The sequence below is a fragment of the Cellulosimicrobium cellulans genome (genome assembly GCF_001722485.1).
Lineage (GTDB): Bacteria > Actinomycetota > Actinomycetes > Actinomycetales > Cellulomonadaceae > Cellulosimicrobium > Cellulosimicrobium cellulans_A.
Window position 1 is genome coordinate 1 of record NZ_LWGL01000023.1, and the last position, 19,544, is coordinate 19,544.

The following is a 19,544-nucleotide window of genomic DNA, read 5'->3' on the forward strand; positions in this document are numbered from 1 at the left end:
GCACCGCGGCGTCCGACCGGTCGGCGGCGACGACGTGCGTCTCCGGCCACCGTCGCGCGGCCCAGGCGGCGAGGAGGCCGGTCCCGCACCCGAGGTCGACGACGTCGCGCGGCGCCGGGACGCCCTCCGACGCGCCGGGCGCCGTCGGGGCGTGGTCGAGCTGCTCGAGCAGGAAGCGCGTCCCGAGGTCGAGGCTCGGGCCGGCGAACGCGGCGCCGTGCGCGACCACCGTGAGGCCGACGTCCGGCAGCGCCGCCGTGACGGGATAGGTCGGCGGCCCCTCGGGCGCACGCGGCGAGCGGGCGACGAGCACGCGTGACTTGCCGCGCCCGCGGCTCGCGCGCACGTCGGCGAACGACTCGCCGAGCACGTCGTTCATCGCCGGCGTCATGTGCTTGACCCGCCCGCCGGCGAGCAGGACGACGTCGGGGTGCGCCGCGCGCGCGACGTGCTCGGCGACGTCGCGCAGTGCGGCCAGGCCGCGCGGGAGGCGCAGCAGCACGACCCGCGCCCCGGTGAGGAGCTCCGGGCCGAGGGGGCGGCGCGCGTACGCACCGGTCAGGCCGAGGGCCACGGCGTTGGCGTCGAGCGCGGCCTCCGCGGTGCAGGCGTCCTGGTGCACCCGGACGACGGACCCGGCCCCGTCGGGGGCCGCACCGTCGGCGAGCGCGGCCGCCCCGAGCGTGAGCGCGCCGTACCGGTCGTCGACGACGGCGACCTCGCCCGGGGTGGCCGTTGCGAGCAGCTCGGCCGCCTCGTCCAGCAGGAGCCGGTCGGCGGCGTCCACGGCCACGGGCGAGTCCTCGCGCTGCGGTCCCGGGTCGTCCGTCCCCAGCCGCGCGAGGACGTCGGGCAGGTCGCCAGGGGTGCTCGTCACCGGACCAGTCTCCCCGACCGGACAGGTGCGGCTCGTCGCGGCCGGCCGCCTAGGCTGGGCGCCATGACCGACGGCGACGCACCCTCCGGCCCGGCACCCACCGAGAGCGTCGCCGGCGCGACCGTGCCGCGCGGGACGGCGCGGGTGGCCGTCGAGTACTGCACGCAGTGCCGCTGGCTGCTGCGCGCGGCCTGGGTCGCGCAGGAGCTGCTGCAGACGTTCCGCACGCGCCTCGGCGAGGTCGCGCTCGTGCCGGGAACGGACGGCGTCTTCCGCGTCACGCTCGACGCGGGCGACGGCCCGGTGCTCCTGTGGGACCGCAGGGCCGACGGCGGCTTCCCCGAGATCCCGGACCTCAAGCGGCGCGTGCGGGACGCCGTCGCGCCCGACCTGTCGCTCGGCCACACGGACCGGGCCGCCGGCTCCCCGGGCTGAGACCTCGCTCGGTTCGGTGCCGGTCAGGCGTTGCGGGCGCGCTCCTTCGCCCGCTCGGCGGCGAGCCGGTCCTCCTCGGCGCGGACCTTCGCCTGGGTCTCGCGCTCGCGCACGAGCCACTCCGGCGGGTCCTCCCGCAGCTCGTCGATCTGCTCGGTGGTCAGCGGCTCGGTGATGCCGCCGCGCGCGAGCCCGGAGATCGAGATGCCGAGCCGCCCGGCGACGACCGGCCGCGGGTGCGGGCCGTTGCGCCGCAGGTCGCTCAGCCACTCCGGCGGGTGCTTCTCGAGCTCCTCGAGCTCCGCGCGCGTCACGGTGCCGGCCCGGAACTCCTCGGGCGTCGCGGGCAGGTACACCCCGAGCTTCTTGGCCGCCGTGGCGGGCTTCATCGACTGGGCGGACTGCTTGGGGCTCATGGGGCCAGGGTATGTCCTCGCGGCGCGCCGCTCCGCGTCGTCGGCCGGGCGCCGCGCACCCGGCGCCTAGGGTGGGGGCGTGGAGGACGACGAGCGCGGACCGGCACCGCACGAGGCCGGTCACGAGGGGGCGGGTCACGACGAGGCCGGGCCGGGCCCGCGGTTCCGGCTGGCGTACGTCCCCGGCGCCACGCCCGCCAAGTGGGTCCGCACCTGGCGCGAGCGGCTCCCCGACGTCCCGCTCGAGCTCGTCGCCGCCGAGGCCGCGGACGCCGAGCGCGTGCTGCGCGACGGTGAGGCCGACGCTGCGATCCTGCGCCTGCCGGTCGACCGCGACGTGCTCTCCGCGATCCGGCTCTACGAGGAGACGCCCGTCGTCCTGGTCTCGCGCGACCACCTCCTCGCCGCCCTCGAGCCGGACGAGGCCGTCACGCTCGCCGACCTCGCCGACGACGTCCTGCTGCGGCCGCTCGACGACGTCCTCGCGTGGGCGGGTGTCCCCGGGGCCGCGGACGACGCGCCCGAGCCGCCCGGCCGTCCCGCCGTCGAGCGGCCCGCCACCACCGCGGACGCGGTCGTGCTCGTCGCGGCAGGCGTCGGCGTGCTCGTCGCGCCCCAGTCGCTCGCACGCCTGCATCACCGCAAGGACGTCGTCTACCGGCGGCTCGAGGGCGCCCCCGCCGCTCCGGTCGCACTCGCGTGGGTCACCGACGGCGCTGCGGGCGCGGACGCCCTCGTCGAGGAGATGGTCGGGATCGTGCGCGGCCGCACGGTCAACAGCTCGCGCGGCCGAGCCGCCTCCGACGCCGCGCCGGCGGGCGCACGCAGCGGCTCCGCCCGGTCGACGGAGCGGGGTGGTGGGAGCACCGGCCGCCGTACGGGGGCGTCGTCGCGCTCCGGCCAAGGCGCCGGCAAGGGTGGCGGGGGAGCCCGCACGCAGGGCCGCGGAACGTCCCGGGGCGGGAAGGGCGGCACGGCCCGCGGTCGCGGCCGACGCCGCTGACGCCTCGGCGGGGACGGCGGCGCGGCGCCGTGCCCGTGCGCCGGTCGTTGGCCGGCGCGAGCGGTGCGTTCCCGCGCGAACGCTGCGTCCCTGGACGCAGCGCTCGAGCACGGACGCAGCGCTCGGCCACGCACACATGCTCAGGCGTCGTGCGCCGTAGCGCTGCGGCGTGCTTGTATCGGCCTTGACTTATATAAGCACCGGCTTCACGATGGTGGGGTGGAAGCGTTCGACGTGCTCGGTGACCCTGTCCGGCGGCGGATCCTCGAGGTCCTCGCCACGGGGGAGCGGGCCGCGGGGGAGATCGCCGCGGACGTCGGCGCGGAGTTCGGCATCAGCCAGCCCGCGGTGTCCCAGCACCTCAAGGTGCTGCGGACGCACGGGTTCGCGACCGTCCGGGCGGAGGGCACGCGCCGCCTCTACGCGCTCGACCCCACGCCGCTCGGGGAGGTCGAGGACTGGGCCGCCGGTCTCCGGCGGTTCTGGGAGCAGCGGCTCGACGCCCTCGGGACCGAGCTCGCTCGCGGAGCCCGGGAGCGGCGGCTCACCGGACGGAGCGCGGCACCCGACCGGGCGGCAGCAGGAGGCGGCGACGCGCCGTCGACCACCGAGGAGCCGACCACCGACGAGGGGTGGTCAGGACGGAGGGCAGGATGAAGGACCTCATCGACGAGCTGGAGGCCGTGCAGCGCACGGTCGGGAACGGGACGCTCCCGGCGGGAGAGGCGCGCGTCGTCACGCTGGCGCGGACGTACCCCGCCGCGGTCGCCGACGTCTGGGACGCCGTGACCAACCCCGAGCGCATCCCGCGCTGGTTCCTGCCCGTGAGCGGGGACCTGCGCGAGGGCGGCACGTACGACCTCGAGGGGAACGCGAGCGGCGAGATCCGGGTGTGCGACGCACCGCGGCACCTGCGGGTCACGTGGGCCATGGGGCCGCAGGGGCCGGAGGACTCGTCGGTCGTCGACGTGCGCCTCGAGCCCGCGGGCGACGGGACGCGGCTGACGCTCGAGCACACCGCCGTCGTACCGCCGGAGATGTGGGACCAGTTCGGGCCCGGAGCGGTCGGCGTGGGCTGGGACGGTGCGCTCCTCGGCCTCGCGCTGCACCTCGCCGGTGGCGGCCTGCCGGGCACCCCGGAGGAGGTCGCCGCCGATCCTGCCGTGCGGGCCTTCAACACGGCGAGCAGCGAGGCCTGGGGCGCGGCGCTCGCGGCGTCCGACGGCCTCGACGCCGAGACGGTGGCGGCGCGCGTCGCGGCGACGACCGCGTTCTACGTCCCGCCGCTCGACGGTGACGGCTCCGCGGGCTGACGTCGCCGCCCGGCGGCGGCGCGGACAGGGCCCTCGAGGAACAGCAGGAGGAGCCACGCCGCGCCGCCGTCGGGGAACACCACGGCGAGGACCAGCGCGAGGGCGAGCAGCGCCGCGCCGACCCAGCGGTCGAGCGCCGTCTCGGCCGGGTCCGCGGCGAGGAAGCCCTGCCGGCGCAGCACGTCCCGCTCGACGCGCAGCGTCAGCGAGCTGACGAGCATGAGCCCGATGTAGACGCCGAGCGCCAGCCGGTCGCCGCCGCCGGACGTGAAGTCGAGCACCGTCGCGACGGGCAGCGCGACGATCGACGCGAGCCAGAGCATCTCGAGCTGGAGCACGGCGGCGGAGTAGCCCGTCGCGGGCAGGAAGAGCCAGTGGTGCACGCGCCAGAAGAGCGCGATGACGACGAAGCTGATCCCGGCGGGCGCGAGCGTCGTCCAGCTGTCGGCGAAGAAGTCGCGCGCCGAGGCGGCGTCGAGCGCACGGTCGACGACGGGCAGCACGACGAGCGTGATCGCGATCGCCACGACGGCGTCGGCGAACGCGAGCACGCGGTCGAGCCCGCGCGCCTCGCCGCGGGCCTGCGCACGGCGCGCGGCCTGCTCCATGGGCCCAGGCTAGGAGCCCTGGCTCATCGCGGCGCGGTGACGAACACGTCGAACAGCTCGGGGTGGTGCGCGTGCACGAGCACGCCGAACACGACGAGGTCGAACAGGAGGTGCACGGCGACCACGTACGTGAAGGACTTGCTCCACGAGAAGATCCAGCCCTGCACGAGCGCGAACGGGACCGTCAGCAGGGGGCCCCACTCGCGGTAGCCGAGCTCCCACAGGAACGAGACGAACACGGTCGCCTGGAGGACGTTCGCCGTCCACAGCCCGAAGTGCCGGCGCAGGAGCGCGAAGACGACGCACACGAAGAACAGCTCGTCCCAGATCCCGACGGCGTTGACCCCGACGAACAGCCGCGCGATCTCCTGCCCGCCGGTGACCTCGGGCCAGTTGCGGTACGCGCCCGACCCGATGAAGTAGAACGGCAGGATCAGGTAGCCCGCGACGACGACCACGGCCAGGTACACGAGCTGCCCGCGCGACCACCGCCGGCCCGTGGCCACGGGGAACCTGATCGTCGGGTCGCGGAACGCGAAGCGCGACAGCGCCCACGGCACCAGCACGGCGAGCGACAGGGCGACGGTGAACCGGGCCATGCCGGCGTCAGAGAGGTCGGCCTCGAGCGAGATCGACGAGATGATCCCCATGCCGAGGCCGATCAGCGCGAGGTCGCGTCCGAGCACCCGGTCGACCGCCCACCCGAGCGCCACCCCGGCGACGAGCGGCACGTACCCGAGCGGGCGCACGTGCACGGCGAACAGCAGCACCGCCGACGCGGACACGAGCGCGGCGGCGAGCAGCCGCGCGGGCGAGCCGACGGCCCAGGGCGGGAGGCCGGTGTCGGGCACGGTGGACGGCGGACCGGCGGCGGGCGAGGACGTCACCCGCACACCGTGCCACGTCGCGACGCCGTGAGCGGAACGGGGGAGCGCGACCTGGCCGTGGCGCCCTGCACGTGCGACGGTGTGGCGCGGAGGTGGTGGACGTGAGCACGGGCGGTCACGGGGGAGCGGTCGGCGGCGCGCGCGGGGACGTCGGGACGGTCGCGGTGCTCTCGGACGTGCACGGCGTGCTGCCCGTGCTCGACGCGGTCCTCGCGGAGCCGGACGTGCGGGCGGCGGACCTCGTCGTGGTCGCCGGCGACCACGCCGCGGGGCCGCAGCCGGTCGAGGTGCTGGACCGGCTCGCGGGCCTCGGGGAGCGGGCGCTGCTCGTGCGCGGGAACGCGGACCGCGAGCTCGTGGCCTGGGCGCGTGACGGCGCGGGCGACGTGCCCGACCCGGTGGTCCCGTGGGCGGCGGCGCAGCTGCGCCCGGACCAGGTCGAGCTCCTCGCCGGGCTGCCGCACCCCGTCGAGATCACGGCGCGCGGGTTCGGGCGCGTCGTCGTGTGCCACGGCACGCCGCGCGACGACGAGGAGGTCGTGCTCGTGGACTCCTCCCTCGACCGGTGGGCCGAGGTCCTCGCGGACCTCGGCCCCGAGGTCCGCACGGTCGTGTGCGGTCACACGCACATGCCGTTCGTGCGGCTCGTCGACCGGCGGCTCGTCGTCAACCCCGGCAGCGTCGGGATGCCGTACGGCCGACCGGGAGGGGCGTGGGCGCTCCTGCGGGACGGGCAGGTGTCGCTGCGGCACACGGACGTCGACGTCGACGCGGCGGTCGCCGCGGTCGTCGCCGGCAGCGGCTACCCGGACGTCGAGGAGTGGGCCGAGTACTTCCTGCGGTCGGCGGCGAGCGACGCCGAGGCGCTGCGCGTGTTCGGCCCGCGCGACGGCCGGCCGGCCTGAGCCGTCGCGTCAGGCGGGCCGACCGTCAGGTCAGGCGGCGTCGGGGAACGGGACGCCCGTCGTCGCGTGGCAGCGGTACCCGTTCGGGTTCTTATCGAGGTACTGCTGGTGGTAGTCCTCGGCGTAGTAGAACGGGCCGGCCTCGGCGGCGGGCTTCATCTCGGTCGTGATCGGGTCGTAGCCCTTCGCGGCGAGCACCTGGCCGTACCGCTCGGCCGTCTCGCGGACGACCTGCTCCTGCTCGGGCGTCGTCCAGTAGACGGCGGACCGGTACTGCGTGCCGACGTCGTTGCCCTGGCGGTAGCCCTGCGTGGGGTCGTGCCGCTCCCAGAAGATCTTCAGCAGCTCGGCCTCGGTGACCTTCGTCGGGTCGTACGCCACGAGCGCGGTCTCCGTGTGGCCCGTGCGGGCGGAGCACGCCTCCTCGTAGGTGGGGTTCGGCGTCGTGCCGCCCATGTACCCGACGGCGGTGCTCACCACGCCCGGGACCTGCCAGTAGATCTCCTCCGCGCCCCAGAAGCACCCCATGGCGAGGTAGAGCACGCGCGTGCCCTCGGGCCACGGGCCGGTGATCGAGGTGCCGAGCACGGTGTGCGGGCGCGGGTCCTGCAGGACGGGGGACTGGCGCCCGGGGAGCGTGTCCTCCGGCGCGACCATGGTGGTCTTGGCGGAGCCGCCGAACAGGGCGTCGAAGATCGAGTTCATCGCTTACCTCCTACACGGGGTGCCGGTCGACCGGGGCGGTACGGGGGACCTCGACGAGTGTCTCGCGGATCCGGGCCCACGACGCATCGGCCGGCACCAGGGTGAACGCCCGGCGGCCCCGCGGTGTTCCGGCCTCGGTGGCGGCCCCGGTGACGGACCGGCCGGCCCCTACGGCACGATCGCGTCGATGTACCCGCCGTCGACGCGGACGGCGGCGCCCGTCGTCGCGGACGCGAGCGGGGAGGCGAGGTAGGCCACCATGTGCGCGATCTCCTCGGGCTCGATCAGCCGCTGCAGCAGCGACTGCGGGCGGTGCTCGCGCATGAACACGCGCTGCGCCTCGTCCCACGGCAGGTCGTCGCCCACGAGCTCGCGCGCGAACGTCTCGACGCCGCCCGTGTGCGTCGGCCCGGCGAGCACGCTGTTGACCGTCACGCCCGTGCCGGCGGCCGCCTTGGCGAACCCGCGCGAGACCCCGAGCAGCGCCGTCTTCGTCACGCCGTAGTGGATCATCTCGGCCGGGATCACGACCGCCGAGTCGCTGCCGATGAACTGCACCCGGCCCCAGCCGCGCTCCATCATCCCCGGCAGGTACGCGCGCGTGAGCCGCACGCCCGCGAGCACGTTCACCTCGAGGTACCGGCGCCAGGTGTCGTCGTCGATCTCCAGCGGGTCCTGGCTCGCGAAGATCCCGAGGTTGTTGACCAGCACGTCGACGTCCGGCACGGCGTCGAGCATCGCCGTCGTGCCGTCGTCCGTGGCGAGGTCGGCCGCGACACCGGTCACCTCCGCCCCGGGCGCGTGCGCGCGCACGTCCTCGGCCGCGCGCCGGGCCGTCTCGGCGGACCGCCCGTTGACGACGACGCTCGCCCCGCACTCCGCGAGGGCGCGCGCGATCGCCAGGCCGATGCCCTGCGCCGAGCCCGTGACCAGCGCCGTCCTGCCCTCGAGATCGATCCTCATCGCCGCCTCCGTCCGTGCCTGGGCCACCCACCGTGCCTCCGGCGGCGGGGCGCCGCCACCCGAGGGCCGCCGCCCTCGACCGCACCCGGCGACCGGCGCGCGTCGGCACGTACGCTGGCCGGGTGAGCAGCGAGCACCCCGACTGGACGACCACCGGCTTCTCCACGCGCGCCATCCACGCGGGCCAGGACCCGGACCCGGCGACGGGAGCCGTCGTGCCGCCCATCCACCAGGTCTCGACCTACAAGCAGGACGGCGTGGGCGGCCTGCGCGGCGGCTACGAGTACTCGCGCTCGGCCAACCCGACCCGCACCGCGCTCGAGGACGCGCTCGCCGCCGCGGAGTCCGGGGGCCTGCGCCCGACGGCGGACGGGGCGCCGCCCGCCCGCGGGTTCGCCTTCGCCTCGGGCCTCGCCGCCGAGGACACGCTCCTGCGCGCCGTGCTGCGGCCCGGCGACCACGTCGTGTTCCCGGGCGACGCGTACGGCGGCACGTACCGGCTCGTCCACCGGGTCTTCGGCCCGTGGGGCGTCGAGCACACGCCGGTCGACATGACCGACGTCGCGAACCTCGACGAGGTGCGCGCCGCGGTGCGGCCGGGGACGACGAAGGTCGTGTGGGTCGAGACGCCGACGAACCCGCTGCTCGGGATCAGCGACATCCGGGCGCTCTCGGACGTCGCGCACGACGCCGGTGCGCTGCTCGTCGTCGACAACACGTTCGCCACGCCGTACCTGCAGCAGCCCCTCGCGCTCGGCGCGGACGTCGTCGTGCACTCCACGACCAAGTACGTCGGCGGGCACAGCGACGTGGTCGGCGGCGCGCTCGTCGTCGCGACGGGAGCGCAGCTCCCGGGCGGGCTGGCGTCGCCCGCGGGCGGGACGGACGTGGCCGGAGCCGTCGGCTTCCACCAGAACTCGTCGGGCGCCGTCGCCGGGCCCTTCGACGCGTGGCTCACGCTGCGCGGGCTCAAGACGCTCGCCGTGCGCATGGACCGGCACCAGGCGAACGCCGCCGCCGTCGCGACGTTCCTCGACGAGCACCCCGCGGTGACGGAGGTGATCTACCCCGGGCTCGCGTCGCACCCGGGTCACGAGACCGCCGCCCGCCAGATGAGCGGCTTCGGCGGCATGGTGTCGTTCCGCACGGGCAGCGAGGCGACGGCGCTCGAGGTGTGCGCGCGCACGCGCGTGTTCACCCTCGCCGAGTCGCTCGGAGGGGTGGAGTCCCTCGTCGAGCACCCGGGGCGCATGACGCACGCGTCCGTCGCCGGGTCCCCGCTCCAGGTGCCGGACGACCTCGTCCGCCTGTCCGTCGGGATCGAGGACGTGGACGACCTCCTCGCGGACCTCGACCGCGCGCTCTCCTGACGGCGGTCCCGGGCTCGCCTAGGGTGTGCCCTGTGACCGCGCAGACCGACCAGCAGGACGCCCCCGCACCCCTCCCGCCCACGCGTCCGGGCGACGCGGCGGTCCCCGAGTCGGTCCGCTCGGCGGCGGCGTGGTCCTGGCGGCTGCTGCTCGTCGGCGGGGCGATCGCGGCGGGCGGCTGGCTCGTCGTGCAGCTCAAGGTCATCGTCGTGCCGGTGGCCGTCGCGCTCCTGCTCACGGTGCTGCTCACGCCCGTGCAGCGGTTCCTCCAGCGGCGTCTGCGGATGTCGCGCGGGTGGTCGGCCGGGCTCGCGCTCATCGGGCTCGTGCTCGTCGTGGCCGGGCTCGTGACCGTCGCGGGCCGCTCGATCGTCGCGGGTTTCCAGGACCTGCGCGACCAGGCCGTCCAGGGCTTCGAGCAGTTCACCGACTGGCTCGCCGAGGGACCCCTGAGCGTCGACTCGGTGACGCTCAACTCGTACCTCGACCAGGCGCAGTCGGCGCTCACGGAGAACCAGGACAGCATCGTCTCGGGTGCGCTGGGCGCGGCCACGACCATCGGCCACGTGCTCGCCGGCGCGCTCGTCGCGCTGTTCTGCACGTTCTTCTTCCTGCTCGACGGCAAGCACATCTGGTCGTGGGCCGTGGGCCTCCTGCCGCTGCGGGCGCGCGACCGCGTGCACCAGGCCGGCCGCCGCGGCATCGTCACGCTGTCCGCCTACACGCGCACGCAGATCCTCGTCGCGGCCGTGGACGCCGTCGGGATCGGCACCGGCGCCGCGTTCTTCGTGCCGAGCCTCGCGCTCCCGCTCGGGATCCTCGTGTTCGTCGGCTCGTTCATCCCGATCGTGGGCGCGATCGTCACCGGGTCCGTGGCGGTGCTCGTCGTGCTCGTGGCGCAGGGCTGGGCGCAGGCGCTGATCATGCTGGGCATCGTCCTGCTCGTCCAGCAGATCGAGGGCCACGTGCTCCAGCCGTTCCTCATGGGGCACGCGGTCTCGCTGCACCCCGTCGCCGTCATCCTCGTCGTCGCCGCGGGGAGCTTCGCGGCCGGCATCGTCGGCGCGCTGTTCGCCGTGCCCATCGCGGCAGTGCTCAACACGGTCGTGCTGTACCTGCACGGCCACGACAAGTTCCCCGAGCTCGGCACGGACGACCGTGTCGTCGTGCGCGGCAGCCCGCAGCCCCGCGTCATCGAGCGCGCCGAGGCCGACATGGCCGGCGCCGCGGCGCGGCGCTGGTTCACGCGTCGCGACGCCGCCCCTGCGACGCCGGGGGACTCGCCCGTGACGAGCCCGCGCGACGCGGGCGACACGGACGGCACGGCCGGGGACGCCCGGCCGTGACCGGCGGCGCCGGTCCGGCGACGCTCGACGACGTCCGCGACGCGGCACGCCTGCTCGACGGCGTCGCCGCGGTCACGCCCGTCCAGACGTCGCGCGCCATCAGCGAGGTCGCCGGCGTCGAGGTGCTCCTCAAGTGCGAGAACCTCCAGCGGGCCGGGTCGTTCAAGGTGCGCGGCGCGTACGTGCGCATGGCGCGGCTGTCCGCCACGGAGCGGGCGCGCGGCGTCGTCGCGGCGAGCGCGGGGAACCACGCCCAGGGCGTGGCGCTCGCGGCGGGCCTGCTCGGCATCCGGGCCGTGGTCTACATGCCGGTCGACGCGGCGCTGCCGAAGGTGGCCGCGACGCGGCAGTACGGCGCCGAGGTGCGCCTCGTGGGCGACGACGTCGACGAGACGCTCGCCGCAGCGAGGGCCGAGGCCGCGCGGACCGGCGCGGTCGTCGTGCACCCGTTCGACCACCCGGACGTCGTCGCCGGCCAGGGGACCGTCGCGCTCGAGATCCTCGAGCAGGTGCCGCACGTGCGGACCGTCGTCGCCCCGCTCGGGGGCGGAGGCCTCGTCGCGGGCCTCGCCGCGGCGTTCGCCGAGGCGGCGCCGCACGTGCGCGTCGTCGGGGTCCAGGCCGAGCGCGCCGCGGCGTACCCGGCCTCGCTCGCGGCGGGGGTGCCGACGACGTCGCGCGCGGCCGCCACGATGGCCGACGGCATCGCGGTCGGCACCCCGGGCGTCGTTCCGTTCGACCTCCTGCGCCGCCACGGGGTCGAGGTCCGCACGGTGAGCGAGGACGACATCTCGCGCGCGCTGCTCATGGTCGCCGAGCGCGCGAAGCTCCTCGTCGAGCCCGCCGGGGCCGCGGGCGTGGCCGCGCTGCTCGCCGCGTCGCGCGCGCTCGACGCCGCGCACCCCCAGGACGCGCCCGGGCCGTTCGAGGGACCGGTCGTCGTCGTCCTGTCGGGCGGCAACGTCGACCCGCTCGTCCTGCTGCGCGTCGTGCGCCACGGCCTCACCGCCGCCGGGCGGTACGTCCAGCTCCAGGTGCTGCTCGACGACCGCCCCGGCGCCCTCGCGGGGCTGCTGGACGTCGTGTCCGGGCTGCGCGGCAACGTCATGCACATCCACCACGACCGGACGGACGTGGGCCTCGCGATCGGGGAGGCGTGGGTGCGCATGCAGGTCGAGACCAAGGGCCCAGAGCACTGCGACGAGCTCCTCGCGCGGCTGCGTGCGCACGGCTACCGCGTCGAGCGCTCGGTCCGCGCGTCGGAGCCGTGACCGGCAGCGAGGGACGGCCGCTGCTGCGTCCCTGCCCGGTGGGACGACGACGGCCCGGCACCCCTCGGGTGCCGGGCCGTCGTGCGTCGTGGGGGCGTCAGCCCGCGAACGGCTTGGCGGCCGTGATCTTCACCGCGATCTCGTTGCCGTTCGGCGCGGTGTAGCTCGTCTCGTCGCCGACCGACTTCCCGTCGATCGCGGCGCCGAGCGGCGACGTCGGCGAGTAGACGTCGAGGTCGGTCGTGTCCGCGATCTCGCGCGAGCCGAGGAGGAACGTCATCTCGTCGCCCGCGACGAGGGCGGTGACGACCATGCCCGGCTCCACCATGCCGTCGTCCGGCGGGGTGCCGATCTGCACGTTGCGCAGCTTCTCGGTGAGCTCACGGATGCGGGCCTCGTTCTTCGCCTGCTCCTCGCGCGCCGCGTGGTAGCCGCCGTTCTCCTTGAGGTCGCCCTCGTCGCGCGCCGCGGCGATGCGCTCGGCGATCTCGGTGCGGCCCTCGCCGGACAGGTGGTCGAGCTCTGCCTGCAGCCTGTCGTACGCCTCCTGGGTCAGCCAGGTGACAGAGGTGTCGGTCACGGTCCGCTCCTTCCTTGCATGTCGACGGCCGCGCCGGGCGGCCGTGCAGGTACGGGCAGCCGGGGCGCGTGCGGTTCGCGGTGCGCCTGCCTGCCCGGGTCGGTGACGCTGCCCGGGTGGCAGCGCGTCGTGGCTGGTCCATCACGCCGGGGGTGCCGGGACGTCGGTCCCGTCGTCGTGACGGTGCCGAGCGCGTCCGGGCACGGCCCTGCGCAGGAATCCCTCAGGATAGCAAAGGGGGCCCGTCACTCCACGACGCGGCAGGACTCGACGACGCCCGTCGTCGCGAGCTCGGACGTCGCGACCGTGACGGTCCAGCGCGACTCGAGCGTGTCGACCGGGCCGACGGTGACGTCCACCGTGCCGACCTGCGCGTAGCTGTCGGCCAGCGCGTCGATCGTGCACAGCGCCTCCGTGCCCGGCTGCATCGAGACCTGGAACGTCACGTCGATGCGCTCGGAGTCGACGACGTCGAAGCCCACCACGTCGTGCCGCACGGGCTGGTTCGCGAAGCGGACGCCGATGACGAGGACGACGGCGAGCCCGACGACGGCGGCGACGGCGATCGCGACGACCGCGAGCCGACGGCGTGCCGGCGACGGCTCGGGGCCGTAGCGGCCCGCGGGCGGTCGCACGGGGGCGCCCGGGGCGGGCTGCGGGGCGGTGGTCTCGTTCGTCACGTGCTGTCCAGGGTCGGCGGCCGCGGTTCGTCAGCGGCGGGCGGGGTGGGGGATCATGGTCCACGACCATCTTCGCAGAGCCCGGCGGGTGCCGTGGCGCGGCCGGACCGGCCCGTGGCGCGCCCGTGCGGTCCCTGCGGAGGCGCACGACGTACCCGGGAGGACTCAGTGGCCGAACCCACGGCCGGACCGACGCCCGTCCGCGAGCTCGAACCCGAGCGCCTGCGGCTCCTCGCGGTGCACGCGCACCCCGACGACGAGTCGAGCAAGGGAGCCGCGACGACGGCGCGCTACGCCGCCGAGGGCGTCGACGTGCTCGTCGCGACCTGCACCGGCGGCGAGCGCGGCGACATCCTCAACCCGAGCTTCGGGGAGGGGCCGGGGGACGTCGAAGGCATGCGCGCGCTGCGCCGCGAGGAGATGGCGGCCGCGGCCCGCGCGCTCGGGGTCCGTCAGCAGTGGCTCGGCTTCGTGGACTCCGGCCTGCCCGAGGGCGACCCGCTGCCGCCGCTGCCCGAGGGGTCGTTCGGCCTCGTCCCGCTCGAGGAGGCCGCCGCGCCGCTCGTCGAGCTCGTGCGCGAGTTCCGTCCCCACGTCGTCACGACGTACGACCCGTCCGGGGGGTACCCGCACCCGGACCACGTCATGTGCCACCGCGTGGCGTTCGAGGCGTTCCACGCCGCGGGCGACCCCGAGCGCTACCGCCGCGAGGGCGGGGCGGCGCCGTGGGCGCCGCTCAAGCTGTACTACAACCACGACTTCTCGATGAACCGGATCCGCACCCTGCACGAGGCGATGCAGGGCGCCGGTCTCGAGTCGCCCTTCGGCGACTGGGTCGAGTCCCGCTCCGCGCGCGAGATCCCCGAGCGCGAGGTCACCACGCGCGTCGAGGTCGCCCGGTTCTACCCGCAGCGCGACGCCGCGCTCGTCGCGCACGCCTCCCAGATCGACCCCGAGGGCTTCTTCTTCGCGATCCCGCGCGACCTCGAGGCCCAGGTGTGGCCCTACGAGGAGTACGAGCTCGCCGAGTCGCGCGTCCCGACCGAGCTGCCCGAGGACGACCTGTTCGCGGGTGTCCGGGAGCTCGTCGGCGCGGTCCGCGGGGGTGTCTCGTGAGCCCGGCCGCGGACGTCGGGGCGCTGAGCCTGCAGGCCGGCCCGGGCGGTCCCGGGTGGGCGGCCGACGTCGTCTCCGAGACCGCGACGCCGACGCCGGCCCCGTCCGAGGACCCGCTGCGCCCCGACCTCGAGCCGACCGACGTCTCCCCGGGCCTCGCCGGGTTCCTCGCGATCTTCGCCGTCGCGCTCGCCGCCGTCGTGCTGTTCTTCGGCCTCTCGCGCCAGCTGCGCCGCATGCGGCACAACGCCGAGGTGCAGGGCATCCCGGTGGACGACCGCCGCGCCGGGCACCCCGGGCCCGCCCCGACCGACGGCTCCTCGTCCGACGGCGCGTCCGGCACGGGCGACGACGCCACGGGCCGCGAGGGCTGACGGTGGCGGACGGCGCGCGCGTCACCATCGGCCAGCTCGAGGTCTCCGCGGACCACGCCGCGAACCTCGTCACCGTCGGCGCGGCGTTCCGCGAGGCGGCGCGCGTGGGGGCGGACCTGCTCGTGCTGCCCGAGTACGCGGCGGCGTTCGAGCCGCGCGGGACCGGCCCCGAGCACGCGGAGCCCCTCGACGGGCCGTTCGTCACGGCGCTGCGCCGTCTCGCGCGCGAGCACGGCGTCGCCGTCGTCGCTGGGACCCTGCTCCCGGGCGGCGACCCGGGCCGCGCGGTGAACGCCGTCGTCGGGGTCGACGCGGGCGGCGACGTCGTCGGCGTCTACCGCAAGGTGCACCTGTACGACGCGTTCGGTCACCGCGAGTCCGAGCGGCTCGAGCCGGGCGACCCCGCGGCGGACCCGCCGCTCCTGCGCGTCGGCGCCCTGACCTTCGGCGTCATGACGTGCTACGACCTGCGCTTCCCCGAGAGCGCGCGCCGCCTCGTCGACGCGGGCGCCGACGTCCTCGTCGTCCCGGCCGCCTGGGCCGCAGGCCCGCTCAAGGCCGACCACTGGCGCACGCTCGCCCGCGCCCGTGCGATCGAGAACACGGCCATCGTGCTCGCCGTCGGCCAGGCGGGCAGGGGCGTCACGGGCCGCTCGCTGCTCGTCGGCCCCGACGGCCAGGTCGGGCTCGAGCTCGGGGAGTCCGCCGAGCTGCGCAGCGCCGACCTCGACCCCGCCGCCCTCGCCGCCGCGCGCGAGCACAACCCGTCCCTCGCGAACCGCCGCTACGCCGTCGTCCCGCGCGACTGACGCGAGGCGGCGGAGCGCCGGGTCCGGGCCGGTACCTCCCGAGGGGCGGCGGCGGGTCTACCATCCGCCCGCTCGTCCCTCGCGGGCTCCCGCCAGACCCGCCACGACCCGCCGCCGCCCCTCGTCCGGCACCGGCCCTCTGCGGCGGTCACCGCGGGCGGACGAACGACCGCCGCCCCTCGGGAGGTACCGCCCCGGAGCCAGCCCGGGACGCCCGACTACCGGGCAGCGGCCGCCGCCAGGGTGATCGCGGCGAAGTGGCACGTGAAGCCGACGACGGTGAGCACGTGGAAGATTTCGTGGAAGCCGAACCAGCGGGGGCTCGGGTTCGGCTTCTTGATGCCGTAGACGACGGCGCCGAGCGTGTAGGCGAGGCCGCCGACGGCGACGAGCCAGACGATCGCGGGGCCGTTCGTCGTCGTCCAGAACTGCGGCATGTAGCCGACGGCGACCCAGCCGAGCGCCACGTAGATCGGCACGTAGACCCAGCGGGGGGCGTCGAGCCACAGGATGCGGGCGAGCAGGCCGAGCACGGCGCCGCCCCACACGATGACGAGGAGGGTCGTCGCCGTGCGCTGCGGCAGCAGGAGGACGGCGAGAGGCGTGTAGGTGCCGGCGATGATGAGGAAAATGTTCGAGTGGTCGGCGCGGCGCAGCACGCCGGCGACGCGCGGCGACCACGTGCCGCGGTGGTAGACCGCGCTCGTGCCGAACAGCAGGCACGCGGAGAGGCCGAAGACGGCGCACGCCACCTTGCCGGCGACCGGCGGGGCGAGCGCGACGAGCACGATGCTCGCGACGAGCGCAAACGGGAAGGTCCCGGCGTGGATCCACCCGCGCAGGCGGGGCTTGACGACGTCGGCGACGTGCGACACGGCGTCGGAGACGGTGTCGCGGACCGTGTCGAGCGGGGTGGCGTCGTCCTCGGGCTCACGGGGCGGCGCGTCGTCGGGACGGCGCACCGTGTCCCTCTCCTGCGCGGGCTCGCGCTCGGGCGTCGCTCCTGCCACCGGGTCCTCCAGGGTCCTCGCACGGGTCGTCGGCCAGAAGAGCATCGTCAGCCCTTCCGGAAACCTACGCCATCGTAGGTTACGTGAGCGTAGGTTGCCGCCCGCGCCGACGGCGCGCTGTGAAGATCCTGGGCAGAGCGCCCCGGTCCTCGCACGACGGTCCGTGCGTGGTTGCGGCGGGGAGTACGGTGTGGCAGTCCGGTCCGGCCGGGGCGCGTCGTGCGCCCGCGCCCGTCGCCGTCGTACCCGTCACCGAGCCACCGCCGAGGAACCGTCGTGCGCCTGCCTCACCCCGTCTACCGGCTCTACGAGCGTCGCCTGGCCGGGACGCTCTCGCACGAGGGCATCCCGCGCCACGTCGGCGTCATCCTCGACGGCAACCGCCGCTGGGCGCGCTCGTTCGGCGAGACCGCCGCGACGGGGCACCGGCGCGGTGCCGACAAGATCGCCGAGTTCCTCGGCTGGAGCGAGGACCTCGGGGTCGAGGTCGTCACGCTGTGGATGCTGTCCACCGACAACCTGTCGCGCTCGCGCGAGGAGCTCGCGGCGCTGCTCGAGATCATCGAGGACGCCGTGCGCGACCTCGCCGAGTCGGGCCGCTGGCGGCTGCGCGTCATGGGCCGCCTCGACCTGCTCCCCGAGCGGCTCGCCGGGGCCCTGCGCGAGGCGCAGCAGTGCACGGCGGCCGTCGACGGCCTCCAGGTGAACGTCGCCATCGGGTACGGGGGCCGGCACGAGATCGCCGACGCCGTGCGGTCCTACCTGCGCGAGCAGGCCGACGCCGGGGCCCGGCTGCAGGACCTCGCGGAGAACCTCGACGTGGAGCACATCGAGGAGCACCTGTACACGAAGGGGCAGCCGGACCCGGAACTCGTCATCCGCACGTCGGGCGAGCAGCGGCTCGGCGGGTTCCTGCTGTGGCAGAGCGCGCACTCGGAGTTCTACTTCTGCGAGGCCTACTGGCCCGACTTCCGGCGCGTGGACTACCTGCGCGCCCTGCGCTCGTACTCCCAGCGCGAGCGCCGCCTCGGCCGCTGATCCGCGGCACGTCCACGGCGCGCGGCCCGTGCGGGGCCGGCACTACAGTCGACCGCACGCACGGACGGGAGGGCGCATGGCCGACGACGCGGGGACGCCGGAGGGTGCCGACGCGCCCGGTGACGACCCGACCCGGCCGCACGGCGCCGGCGCGCGACTCGCCGTCGAGACGTGGGAGTCGCTGTTCCGGACGCAGGTCGCGCTCATGCGCCGCTTCCAGGCGGACCCCATCTGGGACGAGCTGACGATGCGCGAGTACGACGTGCTGTTCTCGCTGACCAAGGGCCCGGCCGACGGCATGCGGCTGCGCGACCTCAACGCGCTCATCCTCCTCAGCCAGCCGTCGCTGAGCCGGATGGTCGACCGTCTCGCGCAGCGCGGCCTCGTCGAGCGGACCGTGGCGGCCGACGACGCACGCGGCGTGCTCGTGCGCCTCACGGACGACGGGGCGCGCCTGCAGCGCGACATCGGCCGCGCCCACGCGCGGACCATCGCGCGGCACGTCGGAGGTGCGCTCGACGAGGCCGAGCTCGCGACGCTCGGCGCGCTGCTCGACCGGCTCCGCGCCGCGCAGGACACGATCCCGCCGCGACGTCCTCCGGGGACCCACCACTAGGATCGCGCCGTGTCCTCATCGTCGAGCAGCACCGCGTCCACGTCCCTCCCGACGGCCCCGCCGGGCGGCGACCCGCTGCGCGTCGTCGTCGCGCCCGACTCGTTCAAGGGCAGCCTGAGCGCCGCCGAGGTCGCGAGCGCCGTCGCGGACGGCGTGCGGGCCGTCGCCCCCGGCGCCCACGTCAGCGAGCTGCCCATGGCCGACGGCGGCGAGGGGACCCTCGACGCGCTCCTCGCGGTGTGGGGCGTGCCGGCACGGGAGGTCGTCACGGTCGACGCGATCGGGCGCCCGCGGACGGCGCGGTACGGCGTCTCGCGCGACGGCCGGCTCGGCGTCGTCGAGCTCGCCGAGGCGAGCGGGCTGCCGCACGTCAGCGACGTGGCGCAGCAGCCGCTGCGCGCGCACACGCGCGGCACGGGGGAGGCCGCCGCAGCGGTCCTCGACGCGGGGGTCGCCGAGGTGCTCGTGTGCCTCGGCGGCTCGGCCTCGACCGACGGCGGGGCGGGCATCCTCACGGGGCTCGGCGCGCGGCTCCTCGACGAGCGCGGTGCGCCGGTGCCCGACGGCGGCGAGGGGCTCGCGCGCGTCGCGAGCCTCGACCTGTCGGGGCTGCACCCGCGGGCGCGCGAGGTGTCCTGGCGCCTCGCCGTCGACGTGACGAACCCCCTGCACGGCGAGCGCGGGGCCGCGCACGTGTTCGGCCCGCAGAAGGGCGCCGCGCCGGCCGACGTCGCGTTCCTCGACGCCGCGCTGCGGCGCTGGGCGGACCTGCTCGAGCGCGAGGCCGGCTCCCCCGTGGCGGACGTCCCCGGTGCGGGGGCCGCCGGCGGGGTGCCCGCGGGGCTCGTCGCGGTGCTGGGGGCGCAGCTCGAGCCGGGCGCGCGCCTCGTCGCCGACGCGATCGGGCTGCGCGACGAGATCCACCGCGCCGACCTGGTCGTCACGGGCGAGGGGTCGTTCGACTCGCAGTCGGTCGAGGGGAAGGTCGCGGACGCCGTCGGGGCGCTCGCGGCCGAGGCGCCGCACCGGCCGCCCGTCGTCGTGCTCGCCGGGCGGGTCGTGCTGCCCGCGGAGCGGGCGCGGGCCGCGGGGATTGCCGCGGCGTTCAGCATCGCCCCCGGCCCGGTCGAGCTCGAGGATCTCATGGGGCGCACGCGGTCCCGGCTCGTCGACCTCGCGTCGACCGTGACGAGCCTGGTCCTCGCCTCCCGCCGCTGAGACG

General features: G+C 75.9%; 23 protein-coding genes. 14 read left to right on the top strand and 9 right to left on the bottom strand.

The window, feature by feature from the left end:
• A partial coding sequence (locus tag JZ5iCDA_RS04580; RefSeq protein ID WP_253181954.1) for a methyltransferase occupies nt 1-877 on the bottom strand: 877 nt, incomplete at its 3' end.
• A gap of 63 nt (nt 878-940) precedes the next feature.
• On the opposite strand from JZ5iCDA_RS04580, the gene JZ5iCDA_RS04585 reads away from it, so the two are divergent.
• Complete coding sequence (locus JZ5iCDA_RS04585; protein WP_083259663.1) at nt 941-1,312, top strand: SelT/SelW/SelH family protein; 372 nt, start codon at nt 941-943, stop codon at nt 1,310-1,312.
• A 23-nt stretch (nt 1,313-1,335) separates the two neighbouring features.
• On the opposite strand, the gene JZ5iCDA_RS04590 is transcribed toward JZ5iCDA_RS04585, so the two are convergent.
• Nucleotides 1,336-1,728, bottom strand: a complete 393-nt coding sequence (locus JZ5iCDA_RS04590) for a DUF5997 family protein (protein ID WP_069386082.1) — start codon at nt 1,726-1,728, stop codon at nt 1,336-1,338.
• Nucleotides 1,729-1,807: 79 nt separating this feature from the next.
• On the opposite strand from JZ5iCDA_RS04590, the gene JZ5iCDA_RS04595 reads away from it, so the two are divergent.
• The 3 genes from JZ5iCDA_RS04595 (at nt 1,808) to JZ5iCDA_RS04605 (ending at nt 4,044) form a co-directional block, all read left to right on the top strand.
• Entirely contained in the window at nt 1,808-2,731 is a 924-nt protein-coding gene (locus tag JZ5iCDA_RS04595) for a LysR family transcriptional regulator substrate-binding protein (protein ID WP_083259664.1), read from the top strand.
• Between the two features lie 219 nt (nt 2,732-2,950).
• Entirely contained in the window at nt 2,951-3,388 is a 438-nt protein-coding gene (locus JZ5iCDA_RS04600) for an ArsR/SmtB family transcription factor (protein ID WP_069386083.1), read from the top strand.
• On the top strand, nt 3,385-4,044 hold the full coding sequence (locus JZ5iCDA_RS04605; protein ID WP_069386084.1) for an SRPBCC family protein: 660 nt from the start codon (nt 3,385-3,387) through the stop codon (nt 4,042-4,044). Before JZ5iCDA_RS04600 ends, JZ5iCDA_RS04605 begins: the two co-directional genes overlap by 4 nt.
• Here the strand turns inward: JZ5iCDA_RS04605 and JZ5iCDA_RS04610 are convergent.
• Complete coding sequence (locus tag JZ5iCDA_RS04610; RefSeq protein WP_069386085.1) at nt 4,005-4,652, bottom strand: TMEM175 family protein; 648 nt, start codon at nt 4,650-4,652, stop codon at nt 4,005-4,007. The two genes, JZ5iCDA_RS04605 and JZ5iCDA_RS04610, sit on opposite strands and share 40 nt — an antisense overlap.
• Before the next feature lie 23 nt (nt 4,653-4,675).
• Nucleotides 4,676-5,503 carry a CPBP family intramembrane glutamic endopeptidase gene (locus tag JZ5iCDA_RS04615; RefSeq protein WP_069386101.1) on the bottom strand — a complete coding sequence of 276 codons (828 nt, stop codon included), beginning with the start codon at nt 5,501-5,503 and terminating at the stop codon, nt 4,676-4,678.
• A 137-nt stretch (nt 5,504-5,640) separates the two neighbouring features.
• On the opposite strand from JZ5iCDA_RS04615, the gene JZ5iCDA_RS04620 reads away from it, so the two are divergent.
• The gene (locus JZ5iCDA_RS04620; RefSeq protein ID WP_216093404.1) at nt 5,641-6,444 is read left to right on the top strand and encodes a metallophosphoesterase family protein; all 804 of its coding nucleotides are present in this window, start codon (nt 5,641-5,643) and stop codon (nt 6,442-6,444) included.
• Nucleotides 6,445-6,474: 30 nt separating this feature from the next.
• Here the strand turns inward: JZ5iCDA_RS04620 and msrA are convergent, their stop codons facing one another.
• Nucleotides 6,475-7,149: a peptide-methionine (S)-S-oxide reductase MsrA gene (gene msrA / locus JZ5iCDA_RS04625; RefSeq protein WP_069386086.1), complete on the bottom strand. Its 675-nt coding sequence runs from the start codon at nt 7,147-7,149 to the stop codon at nt 6,475-6,477.
• A 168-nt stretch (nt 7,150-7,317) separates the two neighbouring features.
• Nucleotides 7,318-8,112 carry an SDR family NAD(P)-dependent oxidoreductase gene (locus JZ5iCDA_RS04630; RefSeq protein WP_069386103.1) on the bottom strand — a complete coding sequence of 265 codons (795 nt, stop codon included), beginning with the start codon at nt 8,110-8,112 and terminating at the stop codon, nt 7,318-7,320.
• A 122-nt stretch (nt 8,113-8,234) separates the two neighbouring features.
• On the opposite strand from JZ5iCDA_RS04630, the gene JZ5iCDA_RS04635 reads away from it, so the two are divergent.
• From JZ5iCDA_RS04635 to ilvA, 3 genes are read left to right on the top strand one after another with little or no spacing between them, the layout of a single operon-like run.
• The gene (locus JZ5iCDA_RS04635; RefSeq protein WP_069386087.1) at nt 8,235-9,482 is read left to right on the top strand and encodes a cystathionine gamma-synthase; all 1,248 of its coding nucleotides are present in this window, start codon (nt 8,235-8,237) and stop codon (nt 9,480-9,482) included.
• A 32-nt stretch (nt 9,483-9,514) separates the two neighbouring features.
• On the top strand, nt 9,515-10,828 hold the full coding sequence (locus JZ5iCDA_RS04640) for an AI-2E family transporter (RefSeq protein WP_083259665.1): 1,314 nt from the start codon (nt 9,515-9,517) through the stop codon (nt 10,826-10,828).
• Nucleotides 10,825-12,099 carry a threonine ammonia-lyase gene (gene ilvA / locus JZ5iCDA_RS04645; protein WP_069386088.1) on the top strand — a complete coding sequence of 425 codons (1,275 nt, stop codon included), beginning with the start codon at nt 10,825-10,827 and terminating at the stop codon, nt 12,097-12,099. The genes JZ5iCDA_RS04640 and ilvA overlap by 4 nt, the downstream gene beginning before the upstream one ends.
• A gap of 97 nt (nt 12,100-12,196) precedes the next feature.
• Here ilvA and greA read toward each other — a convergent pair whose 3' ends face one another.
• Both greA and JZ5iCDA_RS04655 read right to left on the bottom strand, forming a co-directional pair.
• Nucleotides 12,197-12,679 carry a transcription elongation factor GreA gene (greA, locus tag JZ5iCDA_RS04650; RefSeq protein ID WP_069386089.1) on the bottom strand — a complete coding sequence of 161 codons (483 nt, stop codon included), beginning with the start codon at nt 12,677-12,679 and terminating at the stop codon, nt 12,197-12,199.
• A 245-nt stretch (nt 12,680-12,924) separates the two neighbouring features.
• Entirely contained in the window at nt 12,925-13,359 is a 435-nt protein-coding gene (locus JZ5iCDA_RS04655) for a DUF4307 domain-containing protein (protein WP_069386090.1), read from the bottom strand.
• 168 nt (nt 13,360-13,527) lie between these two features.
• Between JZ5iCDA_RS04655 and mca the strand changes: the two genes are divergently transcribed.
• Genes mca through JZ5iCDA_RS04665 form a run of 3 tightly spaced genes read left to right on the top strand, consistent with a single transcriptional unit; the run spans nt 13,528 to nt 15,658 of the window.
• A complete protein-coding gene (mca, locus tag JZ5iCDA_RS04660; RefSeq protein WP_069386091.1) occupies nt 13,528-14,475 on the top strand; it encodes a mycothiol conjugate amidase Mca in 948 nt (315 codons plus the stop codon).
• Nucleotides 14,472-14,849: a hypothetical protein gene (locus tag JZ5iCDA_RS18745; RefSeq protein WP_171905297.1), complete on the top strand. Its 378-nt coding sequence runs from the start codon at nt 14,472-14,474 to the stop codon at nt 14,847-14,849. Before mca ends, JZ5iCDA_RS18745 begins: the two co-directional genes overlap by 4 nt.
• A 2-nt stretch (nt 14,850-14,851) precedes the next feature.
• Complete coding sequence (locus tag JZ5iCDA_RS04665; RefSeq protein WP_253181955.1) at nt 14,852-15,658, top strand: carbon-nitrogen hydrolase family protein; 807 nt, start codon at nt 14,852-14,854, stop codon at nt 15,656-15,658.
• A 218-nt stretch (nt 15,659-15,876) separates the two neighbouring features.
• On the opposite strand, the gene trhA is transcribed toward JZ5iCDA_RS04665, so the two are convergent.
• Nucleotides 15,877-16,668, bottom strand: a complete 792-nt coding sequence (gene trhA / locus JZ5iCDA_RS04670; RefSeq protein WP_436967386.1) for a PAQR family membrane homeostasis protein TrhA — start codon at nt 16,666-16,668, stop codon at nt 15,877-15,879.
• 276 nt (nt 16,669-16,944) lie between these two features.
• Here trhA and JZ5iCDA_RS04675 point away from each other — a divergent pair, with 276 nt between their 5' ends.
• The 3 genes from JZ5iCDA_RS04675 (at nt 16,945) to JZ5iCDA_RS04685 (ending at nt 19,540) form a co-directional block, all read left to right on the top strand.
• Entirely contained in the window at nt 16,945-17,706 is a 762-nt protein-coding gene (locus JZ5iCDA_RS04675; protein WP_069386092.1) for an isoprenyl transferase, read from the top strand.
• A 76-nt stretch (nt 17,707-17,782) separates the two neighbouring features.
• Entirely contained in the window at nt 17,783-18,322 is a 540-nt protein-coding gene (locus JZ5iCDA_RS04680; protein ID WP_083259667.1) for a MarR family winged helix-turn-helix transcriptional regulator, read from the top strand.
• 9 nt (nt 18,323-18,331) lie between these two features.
• A complete protein-coding gene (locus tag JZ5iCDA_RS04685; RefSeq protein ID WP_139122953.1) occupies nt 18,332-19,540 on the top strand; it encodes a glycerate kinase in 1,209 nt (402 codons plus the stop codon).
• Nucleotides 19,541-19,544 lie beyond the last annotated feature (4 nt).

Excerpts from the sequence above, each read along its gene's own strand:
- JZ5iCDA_RS04585 (WP_083259663.1), top strand. The coding sequence starts at position 941 with ATGACCGACGGCGACGCACCCTCCGGCCCGGCACCCACCGAGAGCGTC.
- JZ5iCDA_RS04590 (WP_069386082.1), bottom strand. The coding sequence starts at position 1,728 with ATGAGCCCCAAGCAGTCCGCCCAGTCGATGAAGCCCGCCACGGCGGCC.
- JZ5iCDA_RS04605 (WP_069386084.1), top strand. The coding sequence starts at position 3,385 with ATGAAGGACCTCATCGACGAGCTGGAGGCCGTGCAGCGCACGGTCGGG.
- JZ5iCDA_RS04610 (WP_069386085.1), bottom strand. The coding sequence starts at position 4,652 with ATGGAGCAGGCCGCGCGCCGTGCGCAGGCCCGCGGCGAGGCGCGCGGG.
- msrA (WP_069386086.1), bottom strand. The coding sequence starts at position 7,149 with ATGAACTCGATCTTCGACGCCCTGTTCGGCGGCTCCGCCAAGACCACC.
- JZ5iCDA_RS04630 (WP_069386103.1), bottom strand. The coding sequence starts at position 8,112 with ATGAGGATCGATCTCGAGGGCAGGACGGCGCTGGTCACGGGCTCGGCG.
- JZ5iCDA_RS04680 (WP_083259667.1), top strand. The coding sequence starts at position 17,783 with ATGGCCGACGACGCGGGGACGCCGGAGGGTGCCGACGCGCCCGGTGAC.